This is a genomic window from Rhodopseudomonas faecalis (assembly GCF_003217325.1).
Classification (GTDB): domain Bacteria; phylum Pseudomonadota; class Alphaproteobacteria; order Rhizobiales; family Xanthobacteraceae; genus Rhodopseudomonas; species Rhodopseudomonas faecalis.
The window spans coordinates 12,827-26,871 of sequence record NZ_QJTI01000001.1 but is presented as its reverse complement, the minus strand read 5'-3'; the positions used below and the strand labels follow the sequence as shown (position 1 = coordinate 26,871).

Sequence of the window (14,045 nt, the reverse complement as noted above, 5' to 3'; positions counted from 1 at the left end):
GGGCTAAAGCCCCATCTGCCGGCTGGCGAGATCCTTCATGATCTCCTCGGCGCCGCCGCCGATGGCGTTGACCTTGACGTCGCGATAGATGCGCTCGACCTTGACGCCGCGCATGTAGCCGGTGCCGCCAAAAATCTGCACCGCCTCGGACGCGCAGAACGCCATGGTCTGCGTGGCTTGGTTCTTCAGCATGCAGATGTCGGCGATCGGGTTCTCGCCCTGCGACAGCCGCCACGCCAGCAACTCCAGCATCGCCTGCGAGGCGTTGATACGCTGCGCCATATCGACCAGCTTGTGGCGGATCACCTGATGCTTCACCAGCGGCTTGCCAAAGGTGACGCGCTGCTTGGCGTAACCGATCGCTTCGTCGAGGCACACTTGCGACGCGGCGATGCAGCCGGCCGCCATCGAGATGCGCTCGCTGTTAAAGTTCATCATGATGATCAGGAAGCCCATGCCCTCCTGACCGAGCAGATTGCCGACCGGCACCCGGCAATTGTCAAAATGCAGCGTCGCGGTGTCGGACGCCCACCAGCCCATCTTTTTCAGTGGCGTGCGTGTCAGGCCCGGCGTGTCGCCGGGGATCAGCAGCAGGCTGACGCCGCCCGGCCCCTCGCCGCCGGTGCGCACCGCCACGGTGATGTAGTCGGCGCGCATCCCTGAGGTGATGAAGGTCTTCTCGCCGTTGACGATGTAATGATCGCCGTCGCGCTTAGCGGTGGTGCGCAGATTGGCGACATCCGAACCGCCAGACGGCTCGGTGATCGCCAGCGCCGAGATCTTTTGGCCGGACAGAATTTCCGGCAGCACCTTGGCTTTCAGTTCCGGCGTTCCGGCGCGCGCGATCGGCGGCGCGCCGATCGAACTGGAATTGAGGCTGGCGGCGACGCCGCCAGCGCCGGCCCGCGCCAGTTCCTGCACCGCGACGATCCACATGAACGGATCGACCGGGGTGCCGCCATATTCCTCCGGAAAGCCGAGACCGAGCAGACCGATCGCCGCGGCCTTTTGGTACAGCTCGCGCGGAAACCCGCCAGCCTCGTCCCATTCGGTGGCGTAAGGCTCAATCTCGTTTTGGACGAAGCGCCGCACCACGTCACGGAACGCGCTGTGGTCGGCGGTATAGAAGGGACTTTTGGACAAGCTCGCACCCGCAATCAGCCATTGGCGGGCGGAGGATGCCGGGAAACCGTCCGGCTCACTTGCGTCGAGTGGCTGATTCGAGACGTGCCGTTCCGCAAGGGCGGCGGAACGGCTGGAGCGGCTCGCGCGCTTATGTCGCGCGGCGGCGACCGACGCGATCAGCGGCGCTTGAAAGTCGCGATATAGGCGCTGAGATTGGCAGCTTCGGCGCGGCTCAGTGCGAAATTCGGCATGATCGGATGCGGATCGAGCAGGAAGAACGCCAGCTTGTCGGCGTCAAAACCGGATTGATCAGCGATCGCCGCAAATGACGGCGTGGCGTCAGTTCCCTTGCGCTGCGTATCCGACACCACATGGCAGGACGTGCACCAGCGCTCCGCGATAATCTTGCCTTTGTCGGCGTCAGCGGCCTTTAGCGATCCGCTCATCAGGGGCACGAGCGCGAGGCTCAGGACGAAGGCAAACCGGCGCATGGTCAATCCTTTGGTGGCCAAACCTAGTGTGCTGACGGAGCAGCCTATCGCTTGTAATGCATGGGGAACAGGAACGATAGAGCCGTTTGCCGCGCGGCCGCCATCCCGAGGGACCGTCAATACCGCGGCGTTGACAAACCGGGACTCACACCCGACTGTAAAAAGGCCCGCTTGCCGCAGGCTGGCGGTGGCTCGCCGGGGATTGATGGTCAGGTATTTCGAACGGCGTAGACGATGCTGAAGGCGCAGCGGGATTCCATTCGACTGCTGCGGGTGGTGTTTGCGGCATCGCTGGTGTTGCCGGTGGCGCTGTTCGCTTATGCGTCCTGGCTGACCTATCGCAGCAACGAAGCCACCAATGATCGCGAGATCGCCCAGACCCGGGACGTGCTCACCGAACACGCGCTGAAAGTGTTCGAGTCGGTCGAACACAGCATCGCCGAGATCAACGAAATGATCCGGGATCTCAGCGACGACGAGCTCTTGCAGCGTGGCGAATTGCTGCATCAGCGCCTGAAGCGGATCGCGGCCTCCTCCGAACAGGTCAAGTCGCTGTGGATCCTGGACCGCAATGGCCGCGCTCTGGTCGATACGCTCAGCTACCCGTCGTCCTCGGTCAGCCTCGCCGACCGCGACTATTTTGCCATTCACCGCAACCGCGACGTCGGCACCTTTATCGGACCGATATTGCAGCCACGCGCGCCCTATGGCGGCGCGGCGTTCTTCAGCGTCAGCCGGCGCCGGATCGCGCCCGGCAACGAGTTTGCCGGCGTGGTGCAGGCCTCGCTGCTGCCGGAATATTTTGAAGGGTTTTACGCCAAGATCAGCGGCGACCGCGGCAGCTACGCCGCCTTGATCCACCAGGACGGTGCCATTCTGGCGCGCTATCCGGCGCTCGACGGCAATGGCCAGCTGCGCCCGAGCGCCGACTTGTCGCAACTGATGCGCGCAGGCAGTCTGGAAGGCATCCTGACGGTGCGTTCGTCGATCGATCACCGCGAGCGCAAGCTGGCCTATCGCAAATTGCCGGACCTGCCGGTCTATGTGGTGGCGGGCCTCGAGACCGAGGCGATCCGCGCCAAATGGCTGGCGGTGATCGGCAACCAGCTCATTTTCGGCATTCCGGCCACCGCCGCGCTATTGGCGCTGGTGGCGCTGGCGCTGAAACGCACCCGGCGCATGTATGAGGAGGCCCGGCTGCGGCAAAGCGCGGAGGACGCGCTCAAGCAATCGCAGCGCCTGGAATCGCTCGGCCGGCTGACCGGCGGCGTCGCGCATGATTTCAACAATCTGCTGATGGTGGTCGGCGGCGCGGCCCGCAAGCTGCGCCGCACCGCGAGTTCGCCGCAGGAGCAGCGCGCGATCGATATGATCGAGCAGTCGGTCAGCAAAGGCAGCAGCCTGACGCGGCAATTGCTATCGTTCTCGCGGCGCAACGCCATGGACGCGGTGCCGATCGATCTCGGCGACCGGGTGCAGCGCTTTAGCGACGTGCTGCGGCAATCAGTGCCGAGCAATATCACCATCATCATTCAGCAGCCGCCGGCGCCGGTGGTGGCGCGGCTCGATCCCAACGAGTTCGAGATCGCGCTGCTGAACCTGACCTTGAACGCCCGCGACGCAATGCCCGATGGCGGCCGCATCACCATCTCGATCGGCCGGCGGCGGCCGCTGACCGAGAGCGACGACATTTTGGGCGATGAGCTTGCGGTGCTGCAATTTGGCGATACCGGCACCGGCATCTCGCCAGAGATCCGCGACAAGGTGTTCGAGCCGTTCTTCACCACCAAACCGGTCGATCGCGGCACCGGACTCGGACTCAGCCAGATCTACGGTTTTGTGCAGCAATCCAAGGGACAGATCACGCTGCGCAGCGAGCTCGGCATGGGCACGCATTTCGAGCTGACCTTCCCGATCTGCTATGACCCGCCGGCGCGTGACGATCCGGCAGCCGCGCCGCCGGTGCCGGCGCAGCGCGCGCCCGTTGCCACGCTGCTGCTGGTCGAGGATCATCCCGACGTGGCGGCGGTGGCGACCGACTATGCCGAGCAATGCGGCTATGCCGTGGTGCTGGCGAACTCGGCCGAAGCCGCGCTGCAACTGTTGGAGAGCCGCGGCGATATCAAGCTGGTGTTTTCCGATATCGTGATGCCGGGCTTGAGCGGCCTTGAACTCGGCCGGATCGTGCGCAGCCGCTATCCGCAGCTGCCCGTGGTGCTGACCTCGGGCTACAGCGACCGTTCCACCACGGCGCTGGAAGAAGGCTTTGTGCTGCTGCCCAAACCCTATTCGCTGGAGACGCTGCGCGAGCGCCTTGCGCAGGCGCTCCGTGGCAACGAACCGCCTGGCAGTGCCGCTTCCGGCAGCGCGCGTTCTGCGTAAGCGCAGCGGCTGCGCGCCGCGCTCCCTCCCTCGCCTCACTTGGCCTCGGTCGGCTGCTGGATCAAGCCGTCAAGATCAGGCCAGCAGGGATCAAGTCATCCGGCTGATGCCGCCCGGCGCACCGCGCGGCATCACAGCCATGGCCTGATCAAAAGGCCTGATCAAAAGGCCTGATCAAGAGGCCTGATCAAGAGGCCTGATCACGATGCCTAATCACCAGCCCCAGCCGTAACCGGGGAAGCCGACCGAGATCACCGGGCCGCCGCCATAGTAGCCATAGCCGCCACCATAGCGGTAATAGCCATAGGACGGACGATACGGACGATAGTAGCGCGGGCCGTAATAGCCGTAGTAAGCGGGCCGGTAATAACGCGGCCGATAATAGCCGCCATAATAGCCGGAATAGGCCGGGCGATAATAGCGCGGGCCATAGCCGTAATACGCCGGCCGATAGTAGCGCGGACGGTAGTAGTACGGATCATAGGCATAGGCGCTCGACGCGGCCGCCGCCCCGAGGATCGCACCTACTGCGAGCCCGCCGGCGAGGCCCGGCCCCCAACCGCGACGCGCCTCGGCAGGCTGCGTCACCAGCGCCAGCGCACCGACCATGGTCGCAACAACAGCAGTTTTCTTCAACATCGCGCAGTCCTTTCGATCGATGTCCTTTCGATAGTCCGATTGTCGAATAACCGCACCGGATTTCAAAGGTTGCAGGTGCTTCCTGCAAAGCACCATTCGTGACCATGCTAGGCCGAGATCGTGGCGCAAAATGGGAACAAAAGGCGAGTGGAATCGCGCAAATCCCCGCCCTGCTACGCGCAATCGTGATTAGCGCTTGGTTTCCCGCGGTCGATAGGCGCAAGGCCGCTCCGCCAAGGCGCGTACCAGCCGCATCGCCACGACGGCGTCGGCTACTGGCTGAAATCGAGGACAGGAATCGGGGATGTCTCGGAGATTGAGCGGCGGTGGCGCGCACGCCATCGATCGCGCGCCGAAGACGGCCAACGCCAGGCGCTACGCGGCGCCCAAACCTACCAACTTACCGCAAATCTCTCAATAGAGCCGGCGCGGCCGGCTTTTCCAGCGATCCGGCGGCCGGGTCGCGCGCGGCGCCACCTGCACCGGCGCGCCGTAATAAGACGGTGCATAATGCTCGGCGGCGCGCGCCCGCCGCGATTCTTGCAGCCGCAGATCATAGCCCGGCGACGGCACCACGGTCGGCGGCGCCGCCCGCACGATCGCGGGCGAGGTCAGCAGCCCGAGCGCCACCACGGCGGCGGCCATTGCGATCCGGCCAGTGCTCACGCCATCCTCTCCAGTTCCGGGCCGCGGCGCAGCCCGCCGCGAAACGCCGCAGCGATCTCGTCGCGCACCACGCGCTGCCAAGCTTCAGCCTCGGCGGACCAGAACGCCCGCCGCTCGCCATCACGCTGCGCACGCTCGCGGCAAACCGCCTCCTGATCACGCAGGCTCAGCACTCTTGTCATGCAGGCTACTCCCCATCGGTGAGGCCATTCAACGCCGACAACGGCGTTAAGTTGCTAAGGCCCACCCACCCGCCGGATGCGATGCAACTCTCTGGCCAACAGGCTCTGACATTGCAGCGCAGCGGGCCTGCGCCATCAGCCGCCCCGATAACGCAGGAGCGTGACGCGGCGATGTCACCGCGGCCATCTCACCGCGTCATGGGTTCCGGCTAGCCGGTTTTCGCGCGCACGTGATCGGCCGCGGCGCTGATCGCGTCGTAGATCTCGTCGAGATCGCCCTCGGTGACGCAATAAGGCGGCATCACATAGATGGTGTTGCCGAGCGGGCGCAGCAGCAGGTTCCGGCTCTGGAAGAACGCCAGCAGCGTCGGCCCGACGCCGGCGAGATAGCCGCCATCCGGCACTTTCAGATCGAGCGCGGTGATCGTGCCGGTGCGGCGCACATTGGCAAAGCGCGGATCGTCGCGGAACGCGGCGATGCGCTGCTCCTGCATGGCAGCGACCTGTTGCGGCCGCTGGCGGAGCTGCGGGTCCTGCCACAGCTCCAGATTGGCGCGCGCCGCGGCGCAGGCCACCGGATTGGCGGTGTAGGAGCTGGAATGGTAGAAGGTGCGCGAGCGGTCGGTCGAATAATGCGCGTCATAGATCGCGCTGCGGCACAGCGTGACCGCGAGCGGCACCGCACCGCCGGTCAGCCCCTTGGAGTAGCACACGATATCGGGCACCACCTCGGCCTGTTCGCAGGCGAACAGCGCGCCGGTGCGGCCCCAGCCGGTCATCACCTCATCGGCGATGAACAGCACATCGGCAGCCTCGCAGATCCGCTTCATCTCGCGCAGCAGCGGCGGCGAATACATCTGCATCCCGCCCGCGCCGAGGATCAGCGGCTCGACGATGAACGCCGCCGGCTGGTGCTGCTCGCAGGCCTGTTGCAGCGCCGCCAAGGTCTGCTGCTCGCAGCCCTCCTCCGGGAACGGAATCGCGGTGACGTCGAACAGCAGCGGTCCATAGGGCGCGTTGAACACGCCGCGCTCGCCGACCGACATCGTGCCGATGGTGTCGCCATGATAGGAATGCTGCATCACCACCACGCGCGAGCGCGGCTTGCCGATATTGTGCCAGTAGCCGAGCGCCATTTTCAGCGCCACTTCGACGCTGGTCGAGCCGCTGTCGGAAAAGAACACGTGGTCGAGGCCGGGCGGCGTCAGCTTCAGGAGCAGTTTTGCCACCTGCTCGGCCGGCTCGTGGGTATAGCCAGCAAAGATGATCTGGTTGAGTAGCGGCGCCTGCTGCTGGATCGCCGCGACGATCGCTGGATGGCAATGGCCGTGCGTCACCACCCACCAGGACGAGATCGCGTCGATGATGCGGCGGCCGTCCTCGGTGAAAAGATAGGCGCCCTCGCCGCGCACGATCTTGGTCATCGCGCCGTGCAGCGCGTGCTGGGTGAAGGGGTGCCAGATCGGCGAGCGGGTGGCACTCATGAGACGAAATCATCCTTGTTGAAGGCGGCGGCAAAGGCGGTGCGCAGCGTGCTCGGATCGAGCGGCGACAGCCATGGCAGCCGCCCGAGCCGCCGCACCTGGCCGAGATCGCAGATCGCCTGCTCGGTTTCCGGATGGCTGTCGCCGATGAAGGCGACGCCGATCGGCTCAAGCTGGCGGGCGCGCAGCGCTTCGATCGACAGCAGCGTGTGATTGATGGTGCCGAGCGCGGTGCGCGCGCACAGCACCACCGGCAGGCGCCAGCGCGCAAACACATCAATGAACAGATCGCGGTCAGTGAGCGGCACCATCAGCCCGCCCGCGCCTTCGATCACCAGCGGCCGCTCGCCGCCTAGCGGCGGCGTCAGCGCTTCGACATCGATGCGCACGCCGTCGATCGCCGCGGATTGATGCGGCGAAGCCGGGGTGCGCAGCCGGTAGCGCTCCGGCAACACGCGGCCGGGCGCGAGCGCGGCGAGCCGCGCCACCAGCTCAGAGTCGGTTTCCTCATCGAGCCCGGATTGCACCGGCTTCCAGTAATCGGCGCCGAGCAGCGCCGTCAGCCCGGCGCTGAACACGGTCTTGCCGATGCCGGTGTCGGTGCCGGTGACCACGAGCTTGGTCATTGCGCTGCCCCGCGGGTTTCCTCGGCGAGCGCATCCAGCAACGCGCCGACATCCTGCTGGGTGACGTTCAGCGTCAGCGACAGCCGCAGCCGCGCGGTGCCGGGTGGCACGGTCGGCGGCCGCACGCCGCGCACGTCAAAGCCGCGCTGCTGCAACGCCGCGGCCAGCGACATCGCCAGCGCATTGTCGCCGACGATATAGGGCACGATCTGCGACTGCGACGGCAGTTGCCCAAAGCGGCTCAAGAACTCGCGGTGGGTGTAGTCGACCAGCGCCGCGAGCTGCTGCTGCCGCTCCGGCTCCTCGCGCAGGATCGCCAGCGCCTCCTCGACCGCGACCGCCATCAACGGCGACGGCGCGGTGGCGAAGATGAACGGCCGGCAGCGATTGACCAAAAAGTCGCGCAGCACGCCGTTGGCGGTGACCAGCGCGCCGGAGGCGCCGAGCGCCTTGCCGCAGGTGTGCAGCACAACCAGGTTTTCGCGGCCCTCATAGCCGGCGGTCAGGCCCCGGCCCTGCTCGCCGAACACGCCGGTGGCGTGCGCCTCATCGACCATCAGAAAGGCATCGTGACGATCGGCCAGCTCGATATAGTCGGCGAGCGGCGCGAGATCGCCGTCCATGCTGTACACGCTCTCGATCGCGATCCAGACCCGGCCGACGCCGCCCTTGGCGCGCCAGTCGCGGATATTGTCCTCGGCGGCGGCCGGATCATTGTGCCGGCTCATCCGCACCTCGGCACGGCCGGCGCGCGCGCCTTCATGCATGCTGGCATGGACCAGATCGTCCATCAGCAGCAGGTCGCCGCGCTGCGGCAGCGTGGTCAGCACCGCGAAATTGGCGACATAGCCGCCACCGAAATACAGCGCGGTGTCGGCGCCGAAGAATTTTGCCGCCGCGGCCTCCAGGCTCTCATGCTCCGGGCAATTGCCGCCGAGCAGCCGCGAGCCGCCGGCGCCGACCGGCGTGCCGGCCTCCAGCGCCCTTTGCAGCGCCTGGCGCATGCGCGGCGCGCTGGCCAGCGCCAGATAATCGTTCGATCCAAAATCGAGCCCGGCGCGCGGTGACAGCCGCCGCAGCCGGTCCTGCTTATCCAAATCCTGGAGCGCGGCCACATAGGTGCCGAGCTTTTGCGTGTGCATGGGTATGAACTCGTGTGAAGGGATTGCACATCCCAAACCACGCGGCGGCGGCGAGAACAAGGACTTCGGTGCCGCAGCCGCCCTGCACGGCCTGCACGGCAGAGCCGGCCGGCTCCGGCGATGCGCCGCCCGCGCGAAAGCGGCTAATCGCGGGTCGTTTCCTGTTGATTTACAGACGCATAGCCGAGAGTCGGCGCCCGCGGCGCTAGCGGTCGAACACCGTGTTGCGCTGCGCATTGACCAGAATAAAGGTGGTGCGCTTGGGCACTTCTTTGAGGTTTTCGGCGCCGATATAGGTCATCGCCGAGCGCAGCCCGCCGGCGATGGTGTCGAGCGTGCGCTTGACCTCGCCGCGATACGGCACTTCGACGGTCTTGCCCTCGGCCGCGCGATAATCGGCGACACCGCCGTGATATTTGTTCATCGCGGTTTCCGAGGACATGCCATAGAACAGCATGGTCTTGGCGACGCGCTCGCCGCCCTGCTGCTGATATTGGATTTCGCCGCCGCATTCGGCATGGCCGGCCAGCATGCCGCCCAGCATCACGAAATCCGCACCGCCGCCGAACGCCTTGGCAAGATCGCCCGGCACCGTGCAGCCGCCATCGGAACAGACATGGCCCTTCAGCCCGTGCGCGGCATCGGCGCATTCGATCACCGCCGATAATTGCGGATAGCCGACCCCGGTCAGATCGCGCGTGGTGCACACCGAGCCCGAGCCGATGCCGACCCGGACGATATCCGCGCCGGCGAGGATCAGCGCCTCGGCCATCTCGGCGGTGACCACCGTGCCGGCCATGATGATGGCATCGGGATTGTCGTCGCGCAGCCTTGATACCGATTTCACGAAATTCTCGGTGTAGCCATTGGCGACGTCGATGTTCAGCATCGGCACCGCAATCTCTTTCTTCACCGCCGCCAGCCGCTCCCAATCGCCGGGGGCGGTACCCACCGTGATGAAGAAATTCGGCTCAGGCGTTTCGCGCAGCGCCGCGATCAGCGCCTCGGGCTGATAGAACTTATGCAGCGCCACCAGCGCATTGAACGGCTGGAACGCCTTGGCCATCTGCAGCGTGCCGATGGTATCCATATTGGAGGCGATCAGCGGAAAGCCGGTCCAGCCGCAGCTGGCATAGCGGAAGCGAAAGCTGCGGGTGATATTGGCCTCGAACCGGGACGACAGCACCGACCGCTTCGGGCGGATCAGAACGTCGCGGAAATCCAGTTTTGGGTTGAGATCGATATGCACAATGCGGTCCTCAGCAAGGTCTGTGACCTGCGAGCTTATACGGCAACCGCCGCCGCAATCATTTGCGGCAGCGCATGACGGACCGCACAACGCAGCGGCTGCGCATCAGCGCGCGGCCGCTGCGAACAGCGCGATTACAGGATCGATAGCGCCTGTTCGAGATCGTCGGTCAGGTCTTCGACATCTTCGATGCCGACCGACAGCCGGATCAGATTGGGCAAAATGCCGCGCTGCCGCCGGTCCTGCTCCGGCAGCGAGCCGTGGCTCATGGTCCAGGGCTGCCCAACCAAGCTTTCGACTGCGCCTAAGCTTTCCGCCAGCGTGAACAGCCGGAACCGGCTCAGCACCGCCGCGGTCTGCTGATCATCGGCTTTGAGATAGGCCGCGACCATGCCGCCGCCGCCCTGCATCTGCCGCCGCGCCAGCGCGTGCTGGGGATGGCTGGCGAGCCCGGGATAGACCACCCGGTCGATCTTGGGATGGGCCTCCAGCCAGCGCGCCAGCGCCAGCGCATTGGCGCTGTGCCGCTCGAGCCGCAGCGGCAGCGTCTTGATGCCGCGCAGCGCCAGGAAGCTGGAAAACGGATCGAGAATGCCGCCGGTGGCGTTTTGCAAAAATTTCAGCCGCTGCGCCAATTCCGGATCGCGCACCACGATCGCGCCGCCGACGATGTCGGAGTGACCGCCGACATATTTGGTGACCGAATGCACCACGATATCGATGCCGTGATCGAGCGGCCGCTGCACCGCGGGCGAGGCAAAGGTGTTGTCGACCACGGTGAGCACGCCGCGCTCACGGCCGATCGCGGCGATCGCTTCCAGATCCGCGAGCCGCAGCGTCGGGTTGCTCGGCGTCTCGATCCAGATGAACGCCGTGTTGGGCTGCAATGCCGCGCGCAGCGCATCGAGATCAGCCGGATCGACATGGCTGACGCTCAGCCCCGCCGAATGGCTGCGCACCCGATGGAACAGCCGCCAGCTGCCGCCATAGACGTCTTCGGACGCAACGATATGGCTGCCCTGCCCGGCCAGTTCCAACAGCGCCGCTTCCGCCGCGAGCCCGGACGCAAACGCAAAACCAGCATGGCCGTGCTCAGCGTCGGCGATCGCCGCCTCGAACGCCGCGCGGGTCGGGTTCTGCGAGCGAGCATATTCATAGCCCTGATGCACGCCCGGCGCCGATTGCGCAAAGGTCGACGTCGCATAGATCGGCGTGGTGACCGCGCCGGTCGAAGGGTCGCGTTGCTGACCGCCATGCACCGCCCTGGTGTTGATGCCACGCGGCCGAATGTGAATTGCCTTATCCATCTCAAGAAACCTTGTTCCGCAAATGATTGATCAGGTCGATCCGGGTGATCAGACCGAGGAAGCGCGAGCCATCGACCACCACCACGACATGGCCGCGGTTGAACACCGGCATCAGGCTCTCGAACGATTCGGAGGCCTGCACGGTCTCAACCCGTGCGCTCATCGCGCTATGCACCGGCGCCGCAAACTTCGCCGGATCGGCGATGGTGGCAAGCAACAGATCGGATTCGTCGATGATGCCGACCACCTGATCGCCTGCCAGCACCGGCAGCTGCGACACCTCATAGAGCTTCATGCGCGAATAAGCGTGGTTGAGCGTGTCGTCCGGCCCGACCGTGATCGACGCGCCTTCATCATGGCGGCGCACGATCAGATCGCGCAGATCGCCTAGCTGGCGCCGCTCGACAAATCCTTGATCCGACATCCAGGTGTCGTTGAACATCTTCGACAAGTACTTGTTGCCGCCATCCGGCATCAACGTCACCACGCGCTTGGGCGTCTTCTGCTCGCGGCAATAACGCAGCGCCGCCGCCAGCATGGTGCCGGACGACGAGCCGGCCAGCACGCCCTCACGCCGCAGCAATTCGCGCGCGGCATGAAACGACTCCGCGTCCGAGATCGCATAAGCGCGCGACACCAACTCAAGATCGGCGTTGTCCGGCACAAAATCCTCGCCGATGCCTTCCACCAGCCAGCTGCCGACCGGACCCGGCGCGCGGCCTTCGACCACATCGACCAGCACCGAGCCGCGTGGATCGGCCAGCACCATCTCGGTGGTCGGCGACACGCGCGCGAAGAACCGGCCGATGCCGGTCATGGTGCCGCCGGAACCGATGCCGCACACCACGGCATCGACGCGCTGGTTCATCTGCCGCCAGATTTCCGGCGCGGTGCCGCTCTCATGCGCCAGCGGATTGGCGGGATTCTCGAACTGATTGACATAAACCGCGCCAGGGGTCTCCGCGGTGATACGCGCGGCGAGATCCTGATAATAGGCCGGATGGCCCTTGCCGACATCGGAGCGGGTCATCACCACTTCGGCGCCCATCGCCTTCAGATGCAGCACTTTCTCGCGGCTCATCTTGTCGGGGATCACCAGGATCAGGCGATAGCCCTTGAGCGCCGCGACCAGCGCAAGCCCGAGCCCGGTGTTGCCCGCGGTCGCTTCGACCAGCGTGCCGCCCGGCCGCAGCCGGCCGTCACGCTCAAACGCGCTGATCATCGCAAGCGCCGCGCGATCCTTGATCGAGCCGCCGGGATTTTGGCCCTCAAGCTTGGCAAACAGCCGGCAGCAGCCAGTATCGAACCGCGTCAACTCGATCAGCGGGGTATTGCCGATCAAGTCGATCACGCCCGTTGCCGGCCGTTCGTCAAAGTCGATTAGTTCCGCAACGCTCACAATCTCTCTCACTCTTCTCTGTCATCGGCAGGCGAAATCGGCCTGCTCCAGCGCAACAGAGCGGGCGCGATCTCAAGCGTCAATACAGGGGGAGAAGTTTGGAAAGCCGTTTGCCATGGCGCTTAAGCGGCAGCAGATTTCTTTCGCGGCCGCGCGGCCGGCAGCACAACAATTTTTGTCATCGCAGCGCCGCCGGACCGGAACTGCGGCTCTGTTCTCGCGCCTCTCGCGCCGCCAGCGTTCCCGATTCATCATTGAACGTGCGCGGCGCTGAGCGCCACGCGCTATCTGATCGACGGCGAGCGCACGAACACCGGCCCGTCGCGGGTGATCTCCTGCACCGGCACGGTGCGGACATGCAGCAGGATCTGGCGCCCGGTCATGCTGTCGAGCTTGTCGTTGAGATGCGCCACCATGTCGGCCGTCAGGGCTTCGGGCGAGCGCACCACCGCGAACGCATTGCGCCTGCCGGATTCGGTGGTCAGCCGCACTTCGATCACGCGCGCGCCGGGCTGAGCGCGCAGGCCCTCTTCCAGCACGCGCTGCACGCTGCTGCGCAGCGAGCTGTCATCAATGTTCTTGCGCAGCGCATCGACCAGATAGACGCTGAGGATCAGCAGCACCACCAGCGGCACCAACCGCGCCGACCAGGTGGCGCCGAATGACGCCCCGCTCGGCCGCGCACGATGGCCGCGGATCAGGAACACCGCCATCGCCGCGGCGGCGATCGCGGTGAGATTGGTCAGGAACAGCAGGAACGCGCCGCCCGCGAGATTGAGATAGCCATGCGCGATCAGGATGCCGCACGCGGTCAAGGGCGGGCACAGCGCGGTCGCGATCGCGACGCCGACCACCGCGCCGCTGATGCGCTTAGCCACAGTCGCGTAAGCGCCGGCCGCGCCGCCAACCAACGCGATCATCATATCGAGCAGATTGGGCGTGGTGCGCGCCAATAATTGCTCGCTGATCGGCACGTTGTTATGCAGCCAGCCGACCCCGATGCCGATCGCGACCACCCACACCACGCCGAGCACTTCGGTCAACAGCGCGCCGACCAGCAGCCGGACATCGAGTTCGGCGAGCGCGAGGCCGATGCCGAGGATCGGGCCATACAGCATCGCGATCAGCATCGCGCCGATCACCACCGCTTCGGAATTGGCCAGCAGCCCATAGCCGGCGATCAGCGTCGCCGCCGCGTTCATCAAAAAATAGCTGACCGACAGCCTTGCGCCGGCCGCGACCGCCTGCCGCGTCTGCGCGCGGTCGAGATAGCTCTCGCCCTCGATCTGAAACAGCGCGGCCACGCCTTGCACGGTGGGCGATCCGGGTTTTGGGGTTTCCATCACCATCGGC

General features: G+C 65.6%; 13 protein-coding genes. 1 reads left to right on the top strand and 12 read right to left on the bottom strand.

The genetic code is table 11. The features are described from left to right. Positions 1-3: 3 nt before the first annotated feature. Both BJ122_RS00125 and BJ122_RS00120 read right to left on the bottom strand, forming a co-directional pair. A complete protein-coding gene (locus tag BJ122_RS00125) occupies positions 4-1,143 on the bottom strand; it encodes an acyl-CoA dehydrogenase family protein (RefSeq protein ID WP_110779186.1) in 1,140 nt (379 codons plus the stop codon). A gap of 158 nt (positions 1,144-1,301) precedes the next feature. After that, complete coding sequence (locus BJ122_RS00120; protein WP_245407545.1) at positions 1,302-1,571, bottom strand: c-type cytochrome; 270 nt, start codon at positions 1,569-1,571, stop codon at positions 1,302-1,304. A gap of 279 nt (positions 1,572-1,850) precedes the next feature. Here BJ122_RS00120 and BJ122_RS00115 point away from each other — a divergent pair, with 279 nt between their 5' ends. Beyond that, a complete protein-coding gene (locus BJ122_RS00115; RefSeq protein WP_110779185.1) occupies positions 1,851-3,998 on the top strand; it encodes a hybrid sensor histidine kinase/response regulator in 2,148 nt (715 codons plus the stop codon). 213 nt (positions 3,999-4,211) lie between these two features. On the opposite strand, the gene BJ122_RS00110 is transcribed toward BJ122_RS00115, so the two are convergent. The 10 genes from BJ122_RS00110 to BJ122_RS00065 form a co-directional block, all read right to left on the bottom strand. Beyond that, positions 4,212-4,637, bottom strand: coding sequence for a hypothetical protein (locus BJ122_RS00110; protein WP_110779184.1), 426 nt, complete (start codon positions 4,635-4,637; stop codon positions 4,212-4,214). Positions 4,638-5,051: 414 nt separating this feature from the next. Beyond that, complete coding sequence (locus tag BJ122_RS00105) at positions 5,052-5,303, bottom strand: hypothetical protein (RefSeq protein ID WP_146227122.1); 252 nt, start codon at positions 5,301-5,303, stop codon at positions 5,052-5,054. After that, complete coding sequence (locus BJ122_RS00100) at positions 5,300-5,485, bottom strand: hypothetical protein (protein WP_110779182.1); 186 nt, start codon at positions 5,483-5,485, stop codon at positions 5,300-5,302. Before BJ122_RS00100 ends, BJ122_RS00105 begins: the two co-directional genes overlap by 4 nt. A 209-nt stretch (positions 5,486-5,694) precedes the next feature. Then, entirely contained in the window at positions 5,695-6,969 is a 1,275-nt protein-coding gene (locus BJ122_RS00095) for an adenosylmethionine--8-amino-7-oxononanoate transaminase (RefSeq protein WP_110779181.1), read from the bottom strand. Next, positions 6,966-7,595, bottom strand: coding sequence for a dethiobiotin synthase (gene bioD, locus BJ122_RS00090; RefSeq protein ID WP_110779180.1), 630 nt, complete (start codon positions 7,593-7,595; stop codon positions 6,966-6,968). The genes BJ122_RS00095 and bioD overlap by 4 nt, the downstream gene beginning before the upstream one ends. Next, complete coding sequence (locus BJ122_RS00085) at positions 7,592-8,737, bottom strand: 8-amino-7-oxononanoate synthase (protein ID WP_110779179.1); 1,146 nt, start codon at positions 8,735-8,737, stop codon at positions 7,592-7,594. The genes bioD and BJ122_RS00085 overlap by 4 nt, the downstream gene beginning before the upstream one ends. Positions 8,738-8,942: 205 nt before the next feature. Next, positions 8,943-9,986 carry a GMP reductase gene (locus BJ122_RS00080; protein ID WP_110779178.1) on the bottom strand — a complete coding sequence of 348 codons (1,044 nt, stop codon included), beginning with the start codon at positions 9,984-9,986 and terminating at the stop codon, positions 8,943-8,945. Positions 9,987-10,120: 134 nt separating this feature from the next. After that, positions 10,121-11,293, bottom strand: coding sequence for a trans-sulfuration enzyme family protein (locus tag BJ122_RS00075; RefSeq protein WP_110779177.1), 1,173 nt, complete (start codon positions 11,291-11,293; stop codon positions 10,121-10,123). Between the two features lies 1 nt (position 11,294). After that, positions 11,295-12,692: a pyridoxal-phosphate dependent enzyme gene (locus BJ122_RS00070; protein WP_110779176.1), complete on the bottom strand. Its 1,398-nt coding sequence runs from the start codon at positions 12,690-12,692 to the stop codon at positions 11,295-11,297. A gap of 284 nt (positions 12,693-12,976) precedes the next feature. Beyond that, positions 12,977-14,041 carry a DUF389 domain-containing protein gene (locus BJ122_RS00065; RefSeq protein ID WP_110779175.1) on the bottom strand — a complete coding sequence of 355 codons (1,065 nt, stop codon included), beginning with the start codon at positions 14,039-14,041 and terminating at the stop codon, positions 12,977-12,979. Positions 14,042-14,045: the final 4 nt, after the last annotated feature.